This window comes from Kineococcus aridisoli, assembly GCF_050871885.1.
In the GTDB taxonomy this organism is placed as follows: Bacteria; Actinomycetota; Actinomycetes; order Actinomycetales; family Kineococcaceae; genus Kineococcus.
In genome coordinates, this window is sequence record NZ_JBJLSF010000013.1 from 1 (window position 1) to 17,830 (window position 17,830).

Annotated in this window: 16 protein-coding genes and 2 pseudogenes; 14 read left to right on the forward strand and 4 right to left on the reverse strand. The window is 68.1% G+C overall.

Annotated elements, in window-relative coordinates; genetic code table 11:
• Window positions 1-252: 252 nt before the first annotated feature.
• Window positions 253-1,104: an excalibur calcium-binding domain-containing protein gene (locus ACRYM2_RS05695; protein WP_432520567.1), complete on the reverse strand. Its 852-nt coding sequence runs from the start codon at window positions 1,102-1,104 to the stop codon at window positions 253-255.
• Between the two features lie 232 nt (window positions 1,105-1,336).
• Complete coding sequence (locus ACRYM2_RS05700) at window positions 1,337-3,127, reverse strand: cell wall-binding repeat-containing protein (RefSeq protein ID WP_432520569.1); 1,791 nt, start codon at window positions 3,125-3,127, stop codon at window positions 1,337-1,339.
• Window positions 3,128-3,828: 701 nt separating this feature from the next.
• Between ACRYM2_RS05700 and ACRYM2_RS05705 the strand changes: the two genes are divergently transcribed.
• From ACRYM2_RS05705 to ACRYM2_RS05750, 10 genes and pseudogenes are all read left to right on the forward strand, one after another.
• Window positions 3,829-4,779: a GmrSD restriction endonuclease domain-containing protein gene (locus ACRYM2_RS05705; protein ID WP_432520570.1), complete on the forward strand. Its 951-nt coding sequence runs from the start codon at window positions 3,829-3,831 to the stop codon at window positions 4,777-4,779.
• A 68-nt stretch (window positions 4,780-4,847) separates the two neighbouring features.
• A pseudogene (locus ACRYM2_RS05710) lies at window positions 4,848-5,803 on the forward strand (phosphorothioated DNA-binding restriction endonuclease).
• 315 nt (window positions 5,804-6,118) lie between these two features.
• Window positions 6,119-7,025 (forward strand): annotated as a pseudogene (locus ACRYM2_RS05715) (IS5 family transposase).
• Between the two features lie 214 nt (window positions 7,026-7,239).
• Entirely contained in the window at window positions 7,240-7,728 is a 489-nt protein-coding gene (locus ACRYM2_RS05720) for a hypothetical protein (protein ID WP_432520572.1), read from the forward strand.
• A gap of 284 nt (window positions 7,729-8,012) precedes the next feature.
• The gene (locus ACRYM2_RS05725) at window positions 8,013-8,780 is read left to right on the forward strand and encodes a DUF429 domain-containing protein (RefSeq protein WP_432520574.1); all 768 of its coding nucleotides are present in this window, start codon (window positions 8,013-8,015) and stop codon (window positions 8,778-8,780) included.
• A 37-nt stretch (window positions 8,781-8,817) separates the two neighbouring features.
• Complete coding sequence (locus tag ACRYM2_RS05730) at window positions 8,818-9,162, forward strand: hypothetical protein (protein WP_432520575.1); 345 nt, start codon at window positions 8,818-8,820, stop codon at window positions 9,160-9,162.
• Window positions 9,163-9,376: 214 nt separating this feature from the next.
• On the forward strand, window positions 9,377-10,171 hold the full coding sequence (locus ACRYM2_RS05735) for a hypothetical protein (RefSeq protein WP_432520577.1): 795 nt from the start codon (window positions 9,377-9,379) through the stop codon (window positions 10,169-10,171).
• Complete coding sequence (locus tag ACRYM2_RS05740) at window positions 10,161-11,177, forward strand: tyrosine-type recombinase/integrase (RefSeq protein WP_432520578.1); 1,017 nt, start codon at window positions 10,161-10,163, stop codon at window positions 11,175-11,177. The genes ACRYM2_RS05735 and ACRYM2_RS05740 overlap by 11 nt, the downstream gene beginning before the upstream one ends.
• A 299-nt stretch (window positions 11,178-11,476) precedes the next feature.
• Window positions 11,477-12,712: a hypothetical protein gene (locus tag ACRYM2_RS05745; protein WP_432520579.1), complete on the forward strand. Its 1,236-nt coding sequence runs from the start codon at window positions 11,477-11,479 to the stop codon at window positions 12,710-12,712.
• A 474-nt stretch (window positions 12,713-13,186) separates the two neighbouring features.
• Window positions 13,187-14,473, forward strand: coding sequence for a pentapeptide repeat-containing protein (locus ACRYM2_RS05750; RefSeq protein WP_432520580.1), 1,287 nt, complete (start codon window positions 13,187-13,189; stop codon window positions 14,471-14,473).
• Between the two features lie 121 nt (window positions 14,474-14,594).
• On the opposite strand, the gene ACRYM2_RS05755 is transcribed toward ACRYM2_RS05750, so the two are convergent.
• Both ACRYM2_RS05755 and ACRYM2_RS05760 read right to left on the reverse strand, forming a co-directional pair.
• Complete coding sequence (locus ACRYM2_RS05755) at window positions 14,595-14,822, reverse strand: helix-turn-helix domain-containing protein (protein ID WP_432520581.1); 228 nt, start codon at window positions 14,820-14,822, stop codon at window positions 14,595-14,597.
• On the reverse strand, window positions 14,726-14,989 hold the full coding sequence (locus ACRYM2_RS05760; RefSeq protein ID WP_432520582.1) for a recombinase family protein: 264 nt from the start codon (window positions 14,987-14,989) through the stop codon (window positions 14,726-14,728). Before ACRYM2_RS05760 ends, ACRYM2_RS05755 begins: the two co-directional genes overlap by 97 nt.
• A gap of 437 nt (window positions 14,990-15,426) precedes the next feature.
• On the opposite strand from ACRYM2_RS05760, the gene ACRYM2_RS05765 reads away from it, so the two are divergent.
• The 4 genes from ACRYM2_RS05765 to ACRYM2_RS05780 all read left to right on the forward strand — a co-directional run bounded on the left by ACRYM2_RS05765 (window position 15,427) and on the right by ACRYM2_RS05780 (window position 17,830).
• Window positions 15,427-16,500 carry a matrixin family metalloprotease gene (locus tag ACRYM2_RS05765; protein WP_432520584.1) on the forward strand — a complete coding sequence of 358 codons (1,074 nt, stop codon included), beginning with the start codon at window positions 15,427-15,429 and terminating at the stop codon, window positions 16,498-16,500.
• Window positions 16,501-16,610: 110 nt separating this feature from the next.
• Window positions 16,611-16,886 carry a ParA family protein gene (locus tag ACRYM2_RS05770; RefSeq protein ID WP_432520585.1) on the forward strand — a complete coding sequence of 92 codons (276 nt, stop codon included), beginning with the start codon at window positions 16,611-16,613 and terminating at the stop codon, window positions 16,884-16,886.
• A 57-nt stretch (window positions 16,887-16,943) separates the two neighbouring features.
• Window positions 16,944-17,324: a P-loop NTPase family protein gene (locus ACRYM2_RS05775; protein WP_432520587.1), complete on the forward strand. Its 381-nt coding sequence runs from the start codon at window positions 16,944-16,946 to the stop codon at window positions 17,322-17,324.
• Window positions 17,321-17,830, forward strand: coding sequence for a hypothetical protein (locus ACRYM2_RS05780; protein WP_432520589.1), 510 nt, complete (start codon window positions 17,321-17,323; stop codon window positions 17,828-17,830). The genes ACRYM2_RS05775 and ACRYM2_RS05780 overlap by 4 nt, the downstream gene beginning before the upstream one ends.

The following is a 17,830-nucleotide window of genomic DNA, read 5'->3' on the forward strand; positions in this document are numbered from 1 at the left end:
CCGGGTCGAGGACCCGGCGGCCGTCTGCTGCACGCGCGTGCTGATCGACCCGGCAGTCGCCTCTCGGCGAGTGGCCACTCGAAGTGGCGGAAGGTGAGGCCCGGGGACATGCAGTGGATCGATCACCCTCTACAAGCACCGGCATCAGCCCGGCATTCCCCGCTCTTCTCCGCGTGCGTGGGGTGGCCGCGGTTCATCAGCCCCGGCGCCTCAGCGGGGGCGGCTCAGCAGTGCCGCCTCAGCAGTGCCGGCTCAGCGGGGGTCGACCTCACAGGCCACACCGTCACCGTCGCGGTCCAGGTCACGGCTGTAGCCCTGCTGACCGGCGTACAACGGCGAGCCGATGGTGTTCCACACGTCGGTGCAGTTGGCGTAGAAGGCCTTGGACTGGCGCACCACACCCCCGGCGCGCGTCCACGTCAGGGTGCCGCCCTGGAAGTTCTGGTACACCCCGTTGGCGCTGGCCAGCTCCTGGCTGGTGGGGTACCCCAGCGTGCTGCGCTCCCAGCCGCGGGCGGCCCAGTAGCTGTAGAAGGCCCCCGAGACGCTGTGCGCACCGGTGGCCGGCGACCAGTACAGGGTGCCGCCCTGGAAGCGCTGGAAGACACCACCGGCCGCGGGCAGCTCTTCACCGGTGGGAAAGCCCAGGAAGGAGCGCTCGAAGCCCAGGGAGGCCCACAGCTGGTAGAAGGAGCCGGACACCTTGTGCGCGCCGGTGGCCGGGCTCCAGTACAGGGTGCCGCCCTGGAAGACCTGGAAGACGCCACCGGCCGCTGCGGGCTGCTCGTTGGTCAGCGGGTAGCCCAGCGGGCCGCGCTCCCATCCTTGGCCGGCCCAGTAGCCGTAGAAGGCGCCGTGCACCTCGTGGGCACCGGTTCCCGGGGACCAGTAGATGACCCCGTTCTGGAAGGTGTTGAAGGCCCCGACCGCGCCTGCGGTGGGCAGTTCATCGCTGAGCGGAGCGCCGGGCTTGAAGCCGGTGCCGGCCTGCAGGCGCAGCCACTCTTGCTCGATGGCCCCGCGCACGTCCTTGACGCCGTTGGGGCCGGGGTAGGGGGTGGCCTGAGCGGTGCCCGCTGCGGCCAGCAGGGCTGCTGCGCTCAAGCCGGCAGCCAGGAAACGGCGCGTCATCACGCCCATGGGAGAGCCTCCACACACGTTCGGTCGGGTTCGGAGCGTAGCGCTGGTGAACCGGATACAGGCTGCAAGACACCCACGTGGAACCTTGCTGACACGCACCTGCCGTGCCGTCCATGCCGTCCTGTCCACGGCCGCTCCCACCGCTCGCAGCACTTGCGAGCGGCTCACCCGGATGCGCGCACCACCCCCACCGCCCTCAGCAGGAGCTCAGAGCGGCGGCGCTGTCGCTGATGGCCGCGGTGCTGCCCAGGACGAGGATGCTCCGCGACTTTAGGTCGGTGACCGCCTGGCTGGTGGGCGACGGTGTGCAGTCCCTGGCGCTCAGCAGCAGCGGCGCGCCGTCGCGGGCTGCGACCGGGGTGCCGGCCAGTGCATCGGGGAAGTTGGCTCCCGTCGCCAGGTAGACCACCTGGGAGGTGGGGAAGGCATCTCGGGCCACTGCCGCGGCCGTGGCGTACCGGTCGGCGCCGGCGACGCGGCGGGCGCCGAGCGACGCTTGCACTCCCTCGCTGACCGCTGCGGGTCCACCCAGCACGATGCGCTCGCCTCCGATGCGCGGGGTGACGGAGGGAATGTAGTCGGGAGCGGTAAGCAGCAGCGGCCAGCCGCGGTGAGCCGCAGCGGCGCCGCCGGCCAGGGCGTCGGCGTAGGTGCTGCCGGAGGTGTAGTACGCGCCAGCGGCGTCGGGGAGGAATCGATCGGCGACGGCGGCAGCGGTGGCGTACCGGTCTTCGCCGCTGATGCGAGTCACCTGCAGGCCACGATCGCGCAGCTGCTGCAGCACCATGTCACTGATGGTCGTTGAGCCGCCGATGACCCAGACGCGGCGAGGCCGCAAGCGGCTCAGCTCCGCGCTGATCGACGCTGGCACTGATCCGGTTTCCACGGGCAGGATCGGCGCGTTCAGCTTCGCTGCCGCTGGCCCCGCGGACAGCGCGTCCGGCCAGTTGGAGCCGGTGACGATGAAGACGTCGTTGGCGGTGCCGGGGAAGCTGGCGCGTGAGGCTGCGGCGGCGGTGGCGTAGCGGTCAGCGCCGCCCAGGCGGGTCACGCCGCTGGCCCGCGGCAGGGCGGGCGCGATGGACGGCTCTGCGCCGGGCGGGCCCGGTGACGTGGGCGTTGGTGTTGGCGTGGGAGTCGGCGTCGGCATCGGAGTCGACGTCGAAATTGGATCAGGTGTGGGGACCGGAGTGGTGGTGAGGGTGAAGTCTCCGCTGGCCAGGGAGGGGCCGGTGGCGGGGCCGCTGGCGCCGGACGGGCTGAGGGTCACGGAGCCGTCGCGCAGGTAGCCGGTGACGTTGTTGGCTGGGTTGGCGTCGGTGAGGATGATGTTGACCAGCTTGTAGTTGCCGCTGGGCCAGGTTGCCGTCGAGGTCGTGGACGTGGCCCAGCTGGTGAAGTTCTGGTGCGCAGGATCGAACCGGGCGAACGCCTGGTACCACTGGCCGGTGGGGCCTTCGTAGGTGAACACGACGCTCTGGATGCCGGCGCCGGCGTCATGGGCGGTGAAGTCGACGCGCAGCGGCTGGCCTGCGATGAGGTTGGCGGGCGAGGTGCGGGTGAAGGCATCCAGCGTCGGAGCCGTCGTATCCACAACGTTGGAATTGGTGAGGGTGAAGTCCCCGCTGGCCAGGGAGGGGCCGGTGGCGGGGCCGCTGGCGCCGGACGGGCTGAGGGTCACGGAGCCGTCGCGCAGGTAGCCGGTGACGTTGTTGGCTGGGTTGGCGTCGGTGAGGATGATGTTGACCAGCTTGTAGTTGCCGCTGGGCCAGGTTGCCGTCGAGGTCGTGGACGTGGCCCAGCTGGTGAAGTTTTGGTGCGCAGGATCGAACCGAGCGAACGCCTGGTACCACTGGCCGGTGGGGCCTTCGTAGGTGAACACGACGCTCTGGATGCCGGCGCCGGCGTCATGGGCGGTGAAGTCGACGCGCAGCGGCTGGCCTGCGATGAGGTTGGCGGGCGAGGTGCGGGTGAAGGCATCCAGCATCGGAGCCGTCGTATCCACAGCGGCAGCAGCGCTCGTGGCCCCTAGCGGAGTCACCAGCACAGCACTGAGAACGCTGACCAAGACACCTCGAGAGCACCGCATGGGTACAGCTTGCCTGGGGGCAACCTTCATGAGGCACAGATCCCGCAGCTCAACGGCCCGCCTGGGGCGGTTGTCACCCTTGCGGGTCAGTCACCTGAGCTGAGGTGATCTGGTGTAACTGTGAGCAGGCGACAGGACGAACCGCGAGGGGGTGACGCGTCGCTGCGCCGATGACCTTCCGCCGTGCCGACGGTCCATGGTTAGCACCGTCTGCTCGGCCGGTCCCAGTTCGCTCGCCTGCGCGGCCGGGTGGCGGCGACACCGGGCCGCCGTTGCTGTCGGCGTCAGCCTGTCAGAGTGGAGGGGTGACGATGTGGCCCTCCCCCGGCCGCCGCGTGGGCGCTACGGCCGCAGCTGCCGCCATGGCGGTGACCCTGCTCGCCGGGTGCACCCTGAGCACCTCCACGACCGAGGGCAGCTCCCGCGCTAACTCCCCCGCCACCACCCCAGGCAACGCGAGCTCGCCGGCCGGCACCCCGCCAGCCACTTCTACCCCGGACGCCTCTGCTGCCTCCAGCGAGCCACCCACGAGCGCCGCACCCGCCGCCGGCCGCCCAGCAGCACCAGCGGACGGTACGCAGGCGCAGACCGCCTTGGCGGTGCTGGGCACTCTGCAGGTCAAGGGCCGGGCACCCAAGACCGGCTACAGCCGCGAGCAGTTCGGCGACGGCTGGGTCGATGTCGACCACAACGGCTGCGACACCCGCAACGACGTCCTGGCCCGCGACCTCACCGGCGAAACTCTCAAGCCCGGCACCCGCGAGTGCGTCGTCGCCTCCGGCACCCTCGCCGACCCCTACAGCGGCACCACCATCGCCTTCACCCGGGGGCAGGACACCTCCTCCGCGGTGCAGATCGACCACGTCGTGGCCCTCTCCGACGCCTGGCAGAAGGGCGCCCAGCAGTGGGATGAGGCCAAGCGGGTCGCCTTCGCCAACGACGGCCTGGAGCTGCTGGCCGTCGACGGACCCCTCAACGGGCAGAAGAGCGATGCAGATGCGGCCACCTGGCTGCCGCCCAACCGCGCCTACCGCTGCACCTACGTCGCCCGGCAGGTGGCGATCAAGGCCACCTGGGGGCTGTGGGTCACCGCCGCTGAGCGCGACGCCATCACCGCCGTGCTGAGCACGTGCCCCAAGCAGCCGGTGCCTACCGACCCGGCCGCGGCGCCGGCCAGCGGCGGGGGCAGCGCAGCACCAGCACCGGCTCCCCCGGCACCAGCAGCCCCGACACCCGCAGCCCCGGCACCCGCCGCGCCGGCACCCGCCGCGCCGGCACCCGCCGCGCCGGCACCCGCCGCGCCGGCACCCGCCGCGCCTGCTGACCCCGCACCTGCTGACCCCGCACCCGCTGACCCCGCACCCGCTGACCCCGCACCCGCTGACCCCGCACCCGCTGACCCCGCACCTGTGGCGGGCGCGAGGACGGATCCAGACTTCGGCACCTGCAAGGCCGCCAACGCCGCCGGCTACGGGCCTTACGTCCAGGGACGGGACCCCGAGTACGGCTTCTACCGCGACGCCGACGGCGACGGCACGGTGTGCGAGTGAGCCCGCAGCCACCTGCCCAGCACCCCGCACCAGGGCCCTCCGCACCAGGGCCAGGGCAGCCGGCGGCGCTGCAGCGGCTGCTGACGCTGCGCCAGTACCAGCAGAACGGCCTGCGCGCCCCGCACAAGCCGCTGCTGCTCATGCTCGCCCTGGCCCGGCTGCTGAGCACCGGCACCAGCGCCCTCACCTGGCTGGAAGCACGCCGGGAGCTGGCCGCCCTGATCACCGAGTTCGGCCCCACCAGCAAGACCACCCCCGTGCAGTCGGCGGCCTACCCCTTCACCCGGCTGCGCTCGGACGGCTTGTGGACCCTCACCCCCGACGTGCCCATGGACCGCGTCAAGCCGCTGGAGGAGCACGCCGTCGTCGGCCGGCTCGAACCCGCGCTGCAGGCGTGGCTGCTGGCGCACCCTCACGTGGCGCTGCAAGCCGTGCACGAGCTGGCCGGCACCAACATCGCGCCCACCGTCGCACCCGACGTCCTAGCCGCCATCGGCCTGGATGCGGACACCCTTCAGCTGCCGCAGCTCGACGAGCGCGTCGGCACGGACAGCATCCCTGCCACCCTTGGCGCACCTGGTAGGGCTGGGGTGCTGGCCGACGACGCGCGCCGCTCCCCCACCGAGCGGGGGCGCAGCGCCGCCTGGCGCCGGGAGGTGCTGACCGCGTGGGACCGCTCGTGCGCCTTCTGCGGCTTCGACGGGCAGCTGCTGCACACCCCCCTCGGCCTGGAAGCTGCGCACACGTGCGCTGGTTTCAGTTCTCCGGCCCGGACGAGGCCGAGGGCGGCCTGGCACTGTGCGGCCTGCATGACAAGCTCTTCGACCGCGGCGTGCTGGGCCTGACGACTCAGCTGCGGGTGCAGGTCTCCGCCGCCTTCACCGCCCGCTCCGCCGCCACCCGCAGCGTCTACGAGCTGCACCAGCGCCCGCTGGCGTTGGATCGCCCTGGGCGGGTGCCGCCGGCGGCGGAGCACCTGCGCTGGCACCAGCGGCAAATCTTCAAGGCGCCGGCCCTGCCTTGAGCCGAGTAGCCGAGGCATTCCTGCCGTGTTCTATGCCATCGCCATCGCTATCGGCACTGTCATCACCACACCACTCACCTCCTCGACAGGTGAACATCAGCAACGCGCGGATCCACAGGGTGCTCTCAACGGGTGAACCAAAGGCATCGACTGCCCATGCAGGTGAAGCATTCGGGGAATCACACGTCCATGGACCCGATGACTGAGTAGGAGCGGTGCCGCCGGCCTTGAGGCGCAGGCCGCACACCCACACGGAGCGGCGCACCACTAGGCCATGTCTGGTAAATCATGGGGTAGCGCGGTTCACTGGTCGACGTGGCACAGACCGAGGTGCTCACCCACGCCACCTGGACGCGCATCGAGTCGCTGCTGCCCTCGACGAAGCCGCAGCGCGGTGGGCGGTGGCGAGATCACCGACAGGTGATCGAAGCCATCGCATGGAAGTACCGCACCGGCTCGCCCTGGCGGGAGCTGCCCCAGCGGTACGGGCCCTGGCAGACCGCCTACTACCGCCTGTCCCTCGCTGCGCGGGAGGTACCCGCACCGGTGGGTTGCGGATAGCACGTGGCAGCGGCTGCTCGAAGCGGTGCAGGCAGATGCCGACGCTGCCGGGGAACTGGACTGGCTGGTCGCGGCGAACTCCACGCTGGTACGTGTGCACCAGCACGGCGCCAACATCAGCCGGAGCACACCCCCGGGGGCTCGGTTGGTGCGGACGAGGCTCGAAAGAGCCAACGGACCACGCGATCGGCCGCTCCCGCGGTGGGCTGACCACCAAGACGCACCTGGCCGTCGACGGGCTGGGCAGGCCGCTGGCGATCGTGCTGACGGCTGGAAACGTCAACGACACCACCATGCTCGCCACCGTGCTGGGCGAAATCCGCGTCTTCCGCAGCGGTCGGGCCGACCGCGCACACGCCCTGAGCAGGTGGTCGCCGACAAGGGCTACAGCTCGCGCGCCAACCGTCGCCTGCTCGCCGTCCGCGGCATCGCCGCCACGATCCCCGAACGCGCCGACCAGCTCGCCAACCGCCGCGCTCGTGGAAGCGCCGACGGACGCCCTTGCCGCTTCGAGGCTGCTGTCTACCGTCGGCGCAACGCCGTGGAGCGGGCCTTCAACCGCCTGAAGCAGTGGCGCGGCATCGCCACCCGCTACGACAAGCACGCCCGTCACTACCGCGCCGGGCTGCTGCTGGCCTCACTCCTTCTCTGGCTGAAGTAAAGATCCGTCAGACATGGCCTAGCGAGGCATCACCTGTTCAGCCCACATCTTGGGATGGCTTTTTGTCCTAAGGAGCGTGCGAGCAGCGAGCTCGCCAGCGAAGAGGGCGCCACCAGCATCTGGTGGTGTCCTCTTCGTCGTTCCCGCCCACCACCCGCCGGCACGCGCTCGGCGGGGTCACCGGCGACCAGCAACCCCTCGAGGAGAATCCCCGATGCACCAGCTTTCCTACCGCTCCAAGCCGGTCCTGAGCGCCGACCCGCGTCAGCTGAAGCAGCTGCACCGCGAGCATGGCTACATCTTCATCACCACCGCCGACCAGCAGGTGCGCGCCTGGCTGGGCCCGGACCGCGTGCGCTCGGCCCCCGGCCCGGACCTGTCCGGTACCCACGCGGTGCTCGACGAGTGCGCGCGCGAGTTCCTGCGCTACTGCCCGCGCGGCGGCGTCTTTGCCGTGCGCTGGCACACCGTGCGGGTGGTGCACCATCCGCGCGAGCAGATGATCGCCTACCTGCGCAGCCCTCACGATGGCAGTACCTGCGCGTCGAGCCCTCACCCCGTCCTGGGTGAGCCTCAGGGTGGTCGCCGGAGCGGCACGGCGTTCACCGCGTCCTTGACCGGCAGCAGTCGGCGCGAGCGGGGCCTGCTGCGCGAGCAGCTGCTGCAGGCGCTGGGCATGCCCGTGCCGGGGCAGCGGCGGTGAAGCACCGGCGTGAGCACCGGCCACTGCTCAGCGCTGCCCGGCGCGCCGGGTGGCGCATGGTGGATACCAAGCACGGGTGCCTGGTCTATCCCGCCGACCCCACCCTGCCGCCCATCGCGGTCGGTGGCACCAGCAGCGACTGGCGCGCTGCTCGCAACGCGCGAGCCCGGCTGCGCCGCGTCGGCCTGGGGACGCCGTGAGCAGCCAGCACCGGCCACGGCCGCCCGACCCGCTCACTCCATCTCGCCTCGTGCGGGCAAGGGCCTTGGCCCTAGCCTGAGGTGATGATCACCGCGGGTGTCGACCTGGCCACCCAGCCGGCCAAGACGGGTCTGGCGGTCATCCAGTGGCAGCCGGGGCGTGCGCAGCTGACGCAGCTGCGGCTGGGCGCCAGCGATGAGGACATCGTCGAGGTGGCGCAGGAGGCCGACAAGGTGGGCATCGACTGCCCGCTGGGCTGGCCCGATGACTTCCTAGCCTTCATCGGCGCGCACGCCGCCGGGCGCCTCCAGCTGGCCGGTGGGGAGAGCGGTGATGAGCTGCGCCGGCGGTTGGCCTACCGGCAGACCGACCGGGTGCTGCGCCGGGCCGGGTACGCGCCGCTGAGTGTGGCCGCTGACCGCATCGGGCTGACGGCGATGCGTGCGGCGCTCATCCTCGAGCGGCTGGCGGCCGCGGGCAGGCCGGTGGACCGCTCCGGCGCCGGCGTGGTCGCCGAGGTATACCCAGCGGCCTCGCTGAAGCAGTGGGGCCTGCCGCATCGCCAGTACAAGCGGGAGGGCAACCGGCACGCGCGTCAGGAGCTGGTGGCCGCCTTGCGCCGCCAGGTGCCGTGGCTGGAGCTCGGCGCGAACGCTGCGTTGTGTGATGACTCCGACGACGCCCTGGACGCCGTCGTCGCGGCTCTGACGGCCCGGGCCGCGGCGCTGGGGCGCTGCGACCCACCGCCCGAACAGGACATGGAGCGCGCCAGGCGGGAAGGGTGGATCATGCTGCCGAACGGGCCCCTGTCGACCCTGGTGCAGGACGACTCCGGTGGAGGGGCGAGATGACACGTCGGTGGCTCCGGTGAGGGGTGACGAAGCCCGCGTGGTCGTGCAGTTCAGTGCGTGGTTGCAGGACGCCGGGTGGCAGGTCAGCACCGAGGTCGACTTCTGCGACGTGGTGGCCACCCGGGGCGGGCAGACCCTGTATGCGGAGGTAAAGGGACGCACTACGTCCCCGGGGCTGGATGTCGACACCATGTACGGGCAGCTGCTGCGCCGGATGCTCCCCCAGGTCGGTGAGGACGTCAGGTACGCGGTGGTTGTGCCGCAGGCGGCACGGACCCACGCCCTACGGGTACCCGAGGCGGTCAGGGCGAGGCTGGGCATCGACGTCTACGTCGTCTCCGACGAAGGCAGGGTGGAAGCCATCACTGCTCCTCACGTGTGAGCCATCGCTGCTTATGAGGCTCGTGATCAGCCAGCCAGCTCCTGTCTAAGCCGCGACCGTGTGCGCTTCATCTGCAGAGGACCACCTGCTGTACGCGCCACGTCAGCGACATGAGCGAGCAGTCGGCGGCTCCTTGAGGCTGCGCTCACCCGCAGGTGAAAGAGGTTATCTGCGGGTTTGGGTCAATGCTGTGTCTGAGGCGAATGCTAGCGTCGTGATCGTGGTCGCCTCCCCGCAAGACTCGCCCATCGCAGCCGAGCTGCTTGATCCGCATGCACCCCTGCTCAAGCCGATGTACGTCACGGTAGGACGGCAAGGTCGTCCGCCGATGGGCTATGCATGGCGGATCTGGACCCATCGGACATCCTTCTATCTCAAGTCACGTGCGCCTGGTCTTGAGCAGCTGAAGCTGAGTCTGCATGGAGACGATCCTCGCCACCCGGCGGGCGGCGGCTTCAAAATCGCGATGGACGCGGCAGCCGAGCCGTCTCAGGAAGTCCTAACTTCTCAGTTCGGGGACTGGCCGATTTGGTTCCCTGGCAAGGAGATCGAAGAGGGAACCATCCTTGTAGCAAGGCTGCGCTGGACCTGGGACGCATGTACTCGACTGCCAGCAGCGCCATCACCCGGGGACCTAAGAAAAGGCGCCACCGGTGTAGCGGCACCGCCGCCTCCTGAGCCCGGTGATGCAGTGGATGTCGACCTCATTCTGACTACGGGCGAACCTTTCTGGCTCAACGAGTCCAAAGCGCGAGCTGATGACGCCTGCATCGGTCCGCTTCGTAACGACGCTGATCAGTGGCTTACGGGCACCGTAATCAAGCGGACAGCGAGCCACACACCCCCACCTGGGCATGGGGTGGCTCCCATGCCCAAGGGGCGTGGTGACGAGATCCGCGGCGTATCGGCCTCTATCGATCCTGAGGGCTATCTTTGGCTTTTGGAACAACGCATGTCTCGAGCTGGCCTCTCCACCTTGGCGAGCCAGGAACGACCTGATGACGACTGATCTGCTCTCCGTCATCGCGTCAATCGTCAGGCCCGCACCTGAGGTGCGTCCTCTACCGCTGGACCGGCTACCTGGCTCCCCCGGCGACGACCCCTTCCACCGCCTCGCCGCGGCCTGGCTGCTCAGCTACGGCGGGCACACCCAGACCGCTTACCGCCGCGACCTCACCGCCTGGGCCACCTGGTGCCAGCAAATGGACGTCCACCCCCTCGCCGCCCAGCGCTTCCACGTCGACGCCTGGGTCCGCCACCTCAGCACCACCCCCCAGCCCCGCACCGGCCGCCCCGTCTCACCGGCCACCATCGCCCGCCGGCTCTCGGCGCTGTCCGGCTTCTACGACTACGGCATCCACGACGCCGGCGTCCTCACCCACTCCCCCGTCGCCTCCGTACGCCGCCCCCGCGTCAGCGACGGGGGCCAAGCCGTCGGCCTCACTGCCGACGAGCTGCGCCGCCTACTCACTGCCGCGGCCGCGCACTCCGTCCGTACCCATGCCTTGGTCGCGCTGCTGACCTTCTGTGGCTTGCGCATCAGCGAAGCCCTCGGTGCGGACGTGCGCGACTACGGCCACGACTACGGCCACCGCGTTCTGAAAATCACCCGCAAGGGCGGCAAGACCGCCCGCGTCCCCTTGCCACCGCCGGTCGTGCGTGCCCTCGACGACTACCTCGACCAGCGAAACGACCACTTCCCCGGCCGACGAGGCAGTGGTCCGCTGCTGCTGGCCGCCGACGGCGTCGGCCGCTACCCGTACAAGAGCGCCTACGAGCAGCTGCGCCGCCTCTGCTCCACCGCAGGCCTGCCCGCCGGGGTCACCCCCCACAGCCTGCGCCACTCCTACGCCACCGAGAACCTGCGACTGGGCGCTGCGCTGCAGGACGTCCAAGACGCGATGGGCCACGCCGACCCCCGCACCACCCGCCGCTACGACCGCTCCCGACACCACCTCGACCGCTCCCCCAACTACCTCCTCGCCACCTCGCTGACCGGAGATGACGCAGGCTGACTCGGCGGGGCAATGGGATCGGCGTCGACACCGTAAGGACCGCTGTGGTGTTGTTAGTTGCCTGGCCTCTAACTAGTCAATAGGAAGTGTGTAGCCCATCGGGTTGCCATAATTTGCGCGTAGGTCCGGAATCGTATGGGAGGTGGCGTGCCTTGATGCAGCAAAGTTGGGCAATAGCCGAGACATGGCAGCTTGTCGCCACGGTAGTGGCGCCCCTTTTTATTCTTACGTGCACTTTGCTGCTGATATCTCTAGTCGACACATGCCAAACCTTGGTTCCAGTGGGCACCTCACGTATTGTGCTCTTTTGGTTGGAGCGTAACCATGACTTGGATGTGTTTGATCTGGATGGTGAAACGGCAGAGCAAGTGCGACGCCTACGCAAAGCTGCAAAGAATGATGATCAACAAAGAATTTCGGCTTCAACCGCCGAAAATCGCATTGCTCATGTAACTGGCGTGTATTTCAATCCAACATGGCAAGCGCAACTGCAAGAACTAACAGAAAATTACCACATTCAAATTAGGGCTCGTTGTCAGAGTGTGGATCCTCACCTTGCCCTTAGAAAACAGGATGCATGGCAAGCAGCGGGACGTCGCCGTCAGCTTCCCCTTATAGCCAAGCTCGTATTGTGGCCAGCGTACAAGCATGTAGTAGAAGACTCTGGAAAAAAAGCTTTACACACGGGTGCGCTGGGGCTAATCTTGGCCACCATTTATTGGCTAGTTCTTACCATGTCCGGCAGGCGTCCTGAATTTATTGCAGATATTGGAAACGGGTCAGCGTTTGGTGGTTTCGCTGGCCTCGTATTAGCCTTTACGCTCCAAGCGTGGCCTTTTTTCTGGCCCAAGCAGAAAGAAGATGACCGTCCGCAGCGCATTCTTTTTCGGCGGATTGCGGTCATAACTGCGTTAACTGTTGCTGTATCGGTATGGCCCCTGACGTATTTCGGGGTGTTAATTAGAGTTCAGGGATGGCTTCTCGCTAAGCCTGAATTTGGCGCATGGGCGTGGGTTGTTGTTGTTACTGTTGGCACGTTGATCAATGTACTTCGCCCCCGACCTGCAGGTACGGCTCGGGCGTCTCGCGCTTACTACCTGATCGCTATACCAGGCATAGCGCTGTTTTTAGGAGCCGCCATCTGGGCTGATGATGAAATTCCGTCATGGTATGCACTTGGAGTTATTTGGGGAAGCCTTGCGCTTTCTATGGTCGCTGTAAGCATAGCCCAAATTTTAGATAATCGAGATGTTAACGCAGACCGCCCGGATGGCGTTTCCGCTGTGCCCTTGGACTACGTCGCTTCAATGATGCTTGTATTCATTGTAGTTGTAATTCTTGGAGTTATTGGATGGGGACTGCTTCAAGTTGTCACATCGCCGACCGGAGACCTGATTGTGCTACTTTTGTTCGCTTTGCCAATTTTAGCTGTCCTCACCCTAGGGGCGCAGTGGGCAGATGAGAATAAGAAGCGACGCCCGGCCGCTCGTGCCGCACTAAGCAAAGCTCGCCGCGAGCAAGCTGAAAAGGAGTAGAAAGCGGCGCAAGATAAATTTATTGGTTCCGATTTTCTGATACCCAATTTTGAAGGAGATAACTTCCCCTAATGCATGAGCAGATTTCATGCCCGCCTTGAAATTGATCCGGTCAGGAAAAGCCATTTCCATACCCTAGTCGGTAATTTTAATGGAGGTGCATGCATACTGCGACGCCAGTTTTGCACCAAACCCTTTTTTTACTGGTCAGGTTGAGTCAGCGACCGGTAGAGCGTGGCTCGCAAGACGCCTATTGCGGCTGCTCCGGTTACTGAGTGCTGTCCGCCGTCCAACAGTGCACGGGCTGCGGCCAGCTTCGCTGGAGTCATTACCATCGGCCGTTCTCCCCGCCGGCCACGGGCGGCGGCCTACAAGCCGGCGGCGGAGCGCTCACGCAACAGGTCGCGCTCAAACTCGCCCAGCGCTCCGAAGAGGTGCAGCACTAAACGACCGGCTGCTGCCATGATGCGGTCTGTGACGGACGCAGGATCGGAGTCGGCGAAGCAGCCACCGTCGTGGCTATCCCCCTTCGGACGCCCAGGGCGCTGGTTCTCCGTCACGCCTCTTCGCCGTACCTGGGCCGCGATCCTGCTCATCCTGCTCGCTCTTGGCCTGCTCACGCTGGCGTTGTGGGTGGTGCCAGAGGTGCTCAACCGCCGTGACTTCAAGGACGCGGCCGAGCGGGCCACCGCCGTCAACGCGGCTCGTGTCCCGGTCGCCGGCCTTTTCCTCGCCGTCGTCGGTGGCCTGACCGCCTGGGCTGGTCACCGCAGCGTGCAGCAGGCCCGCAGAGCCATGGAGGAGGCCGGTCGACAGCACCAGGAGAAGCTGGAAGCGGACAAGCTCGCCGCAGCGCGGACGGCCGACCTGACGCGACAGGCGCAATACACCGACCGCTACATCAAGGCCGTCCAGCTGATCAGCGACGAGCAGATCAGCGCCCGCGTCGGCGGCCTGTACGCCTTGGAACAGCTTGCGCGCGATGTTCCGCTGAGCTACTACGTCACTGTCATGGACGTCGTAGCTGCTTACGTCCGTGACCGCGCCCCCTGGCCGCCGCGAAGGGACCAGTCGGCTACACCGACAGCGCCTCGCCCAGTCCGCTCCCGGGTAGCACAGGGGTCTTCGAGACAGGGAACACTTACCGCAACGCCCCGTATCCAGCCTCCGGTCGACGTTCAGACGGCTTTGACCATCCTCGGTCGCCGTGACATCGATTTCGAGGAGGATGCGGAGCTGAAGGTGGCCGTGGATCTGGCGCGCACCGACCTGCGCGGTGCCTACCTGCGTGAGGCGCGACTGCCGAAAGCCTTCTTGGAAGGAGCGCACCTGGAGGACGCAGATCTCGAGGGAGCGGACCTGAGGGATGCGGAGCTGGATGGTGCGCACTTAGAAGGGGCTTACATGCCCGGGGTGGTTCTGCAAGGTGCGCTTCTGCAGAGGGCACACCTACAAGGTGCCGATCTGATGGGGGCTCAGGCGCGGGGTGCCTCCTTCGCCCAGGCGCACCTTGAGGGCGCCGACCTCGGGGTGGCTTACCTGCAGGGTGCCAACCTGGAAGGGGCCCGTCTGCAAGGTGCCAACTTTACGGCCACCCGCCTGCAAGGTGCTCGGCTGAAGGCTGCCGACATGACTGGTGCTCTCACTTTGACGCAGGGCCAGCTAGACACCGTCAGGGTCAGCAGGGACACCCGGATTCCCGATGGCCTGGTGCTTCCGCTGGTTGCTGCTGAAGAGCCGAGCAGCACTTCGAACGGCTAGCTCCTCATCTCCCGGTGGCTAACCGTTCTGACGCAACGATATCCGCGTCGTCACCGAGTGACGGCGGCGCCTACCGCAGGACGCATGGTCACATCCTGGCTGACATGTTGAGGATGCTCGCTCATTGGTGAGACTGAGTCAGTGACCGGTAGAGCGTGGCGCGCGAAACGCCGATCGCGGCGGCGGTCTTGGTGACTGAGTGCTGTCCATCGGCTAGTAGTGCTCGTGCTGCGGCCAGCTTCTCCGGGGTCATCACCACCGGTCGCCCTCCGCGTCGGCCGCGCACCGCGGCCGCTTCCAGGCCGGCAGCGGTGCGCTCATGCAGCAGGTCACGCTCGAACTCCCCCAACGTGCCGAAGAGGTGCAGTACGAGGCGGCCGAGCGGGCGGTCAGCGCGCCGGAGGCGGTGTCGGTCCAGACCCGGTAGCAGTCGGCAGCAGTGAGAGCGTCGTACTGAAGGGCAGGGTCCTGGGCGGTGGCCGAGACGCGGGCGTAGCCGAGCAGGTGAGCGGGCACAGCCGGACGGTCCTAGAAAGCACCGACGTCGCGTGGGCGAGACGCCAGTTGTGTACACGGATTCTGAGACGGCGTGTCGGAGCTTCAATGCCACTCTCCCGTCCTGTCTCAGAACCGGTCGCTTCTGAGACACCAGCTGGAGCGACAGGCAGCCCTTCAAGGGCTGCCGAGCGGGGTGCCCCATACGTGACGCTGCTTGACATCCAGCCGGAAAGTTGAAATAATCCTCGACACAGCCCCGGAGTGGCCCACGGCCCCGGGGTTGTGTCGTTCCTGTGGCTTGTCCTGAGCAGGCAGAAGCCATCCGGGTGACAAGCGATCAAGGGTGCGTCCCCGCGGGTCGATGCGCTGCAGGAGCGCTGTCCTCGCAGGTCTAGGCATCGGACCTGCGTACGTGATGGCGCCGCTGCAGCAGCGATCGAAAGCGGTGAGCCAGCGTGCACGAGGGGCACTCCAACCGGCATGGTCACGAGGCCGGGCAGGACCCGCGTGGCGCGGCGGTGCGCCGCTCAAGCAGTGGGCGCATCCCCCAGTGGGCAATGGATGAAGCCGTCGGCCGTTCCAGCACCGCCCCCACCTGGCGCGGTGACCTCGTCGACACCTCCGTCGCCACGGCAGCCGGCGCCCCTGGTCGGCGCAGTGGCCGGCAAGGCCACCGCAGCCTGTACCGGCGCCGATTCACCGCACGGCTGCGCGGGCGGGTGGGAGTGGCCGCGCTGGTGGTCGCCGTCGTAGCGGGCGCAGCATGGCTGCACACCAGTGGACTGGTCGCAGGGCCGGCCGCCGCCACCAGGGCCGGGCAGGCCCCCTCCCCCGGCCATGAGTCCGCCGACGCACCCCTGGGTCAGCCCGCGCCCCTGCTCCAACGCAGTGACGCTTGGCGACCGCTGCACACCCAAGCTGACGGCGCCACCGCGGTGGCCTGGGACCCGTGCCGACCCATCCACTACGTCACCCGCCCCGACGCCGCCCCCGCCGGCGCGCAGGAGCTGCTGCACCAAGCTCTCGCCCGCGTCAGCACCGCCACCGGTTTGCACTTCGTCGACGACGGCGCCACTACCGAAGGCCCCTCCGCCCAGCGCGAGCCCTACCAGCCCGAGCGCTACGGCGACCGCTGGGCCCCAGTGCTGATCACCTACGTCAGTGCCGCCGAGGTTCCCGACATCGCTGCCACCGTCATCGCCCAAGCGGGACCCGTCGCCATCACCACCACCCAGCCCACCGCCTGGCAGCGCATCAACGGCCAGCCCGGTGAGCCGGTCTCGGTGTACGTCTCCGGTGCCGTGCAGGTCGACGCGGCCCAAGTCGCTGACGCCCTCACCCGCCCCGGCGGTCAAGAGCTGGTACGCGCTGTCTTCGAGCACGAGCTGGGCCACCTGCTGGGACTCGCCCACATCGACGACCCCACCCAACTGATGTACCCGCAGACCGCCGAGCAATACGACTACGCCGCCGGCGACCTGACCGGCCTGGCTGCCCTGGGCGCCGGGGCGTGCGTTCCTAAAGTCTGATCCACCCGTCGATGTGTCGACACATCGACGGGTGGATAGATCGCTTTGTTGACCCGACACGCCGTTCCTGGATCCCCACATCGACAGGTTCACCTGTCTACGGTGCCGCCATGGCGAAGATCGTGACGGTCCACTCCCGCAAGGGCGGGGTGGGCAAGACGACGGTGGCCTACGAGCTGGCGAACCTGCTGGGGGCGCCGCTGGTGGACTTCGAGTGGGACGAGGGCAGCGCATCTCGCATGTGGGGCTACCGCCACGAGGAGCGCACCGCGGTACCGCTGGTGGACGCCTTCGAGAAGGACCGCACGCCCCGGCCGCTGCGCGGGCACGGCAAGCCGGACCTGGTGCCTGGGCACCCGCACCTGGTCTACCTGGAGCCGTCCTAGGAAGATGTGGCCAGTGCAGTGAAGCGCTGGGCGGGGGAGTGGGACAGCGAGTGGGTCGTGGTAGACACCCACCCCGGCTGGAGCGCCTGGAGCGATGGCGCCTGCGCCATCTCCAACGTCGTGGTCGCCCCAGTGCCGCTGCGGGTGAAGGAGCTGGAGGCCACCGCCGGCATGGTCCGAGAGATGGCGGACTACCCGCTGGTACTGCTGCCCAACATGGTCCCCCGTGTTCCCGACGCGCAGAGTCGCAAGAAGCTGCGCGAGATGGTGGCAGGCACCCCAGTGCGGGTGGCCGCGCCCATCCCCGCAGTCACCGCTGTGGGCTTGCGCCGCAAGCGCATGGCCATGACCGCCGAAGACCGCCCCGCCAAGGCCTTGCAACCTGTCGTGGACGCCCTGCACTCCCTGGCCGACCTGGTGAAGAGGTACCCCGCGTGAGCGCCACCAACGGCTTGGACAGCCTGGACGCCCTGGCCAGCCGAGCCAAGCGCAAGAGCCCCCCACCGCCCAGGAGCCGGCGGACGATGGCCCCGCAGCACCCCGCCCCGGCCCTAACGGCCGCCCCTGTCGGGGCGCGAGAGACGACCGCACCCCTGGAAGTGCCCGAAGGGCAGCAGCAGTTCCCCGGCATGTCCGAGGAGCGTCCCGCCCTCACCTCCAGTCCTACTCCGGCATCAGCCATGCAGGTGAGCGCGCCGACCAAGCCCGTCGCAGCAGGTGAGCTTCGCAAGGTGGCCGTCTACCTGGACGAGGACACGGACACGGCCCTGGAAGCCATCCGGTACGCGGGCACCACCCGCCGACCCCGCCTGGACGTGAGCAAGTCTGCGGTGGTCCGCCTGGCGCTGGAGCGCCTGCTGACCGAGCTGAGCCATGAGGAGGTCGTGGCCGCCATCGCCGCCCGACCGATCGACTCCCAAGCCACCGGGCGCAAGCGCCGATAG

Bases quoted from the DNA above. Each gene is read 5' to 3' on its own strand.
- ACRYM2_RS05700 (WP_432520569.1), bottom strand. From the start codon at position 3,127: ATGCTGGATGCCTTCACCCGCACCTCGCCCGCCAACCTCATCGCAGGC.
- ACRYM2_RS05720 (WP_432520572.1), top strand. From the start codon at position 7,240: ATGCACCAGCTTTCCTACCGCTCCAAGCCGGTCCTGAGCGCCGACCCG.
- ACRYM2_RS05725 (WP_432520574.1), top strand. From the start codon at position 8,013: ATGATCACCGCGGGTGTCGACCTGGCCACCCAGCCGGCCAAGACGGGT.
- ACRYM2_RS05740 (WP_432520578.1), top strand. From the start codon at position 10,161: ATGACGACTGATCTGCTCTCCGTCATCGCGTCAATCGTCAGGCCCGCA.
- ACRYM2_RS05770 (WP_432520585.1), top strand. From the start codon at position 16,611: ATGGCGAAGATCGTGACGGTCCACTCCCGCAAGGGCGGGGTGGGCAAG.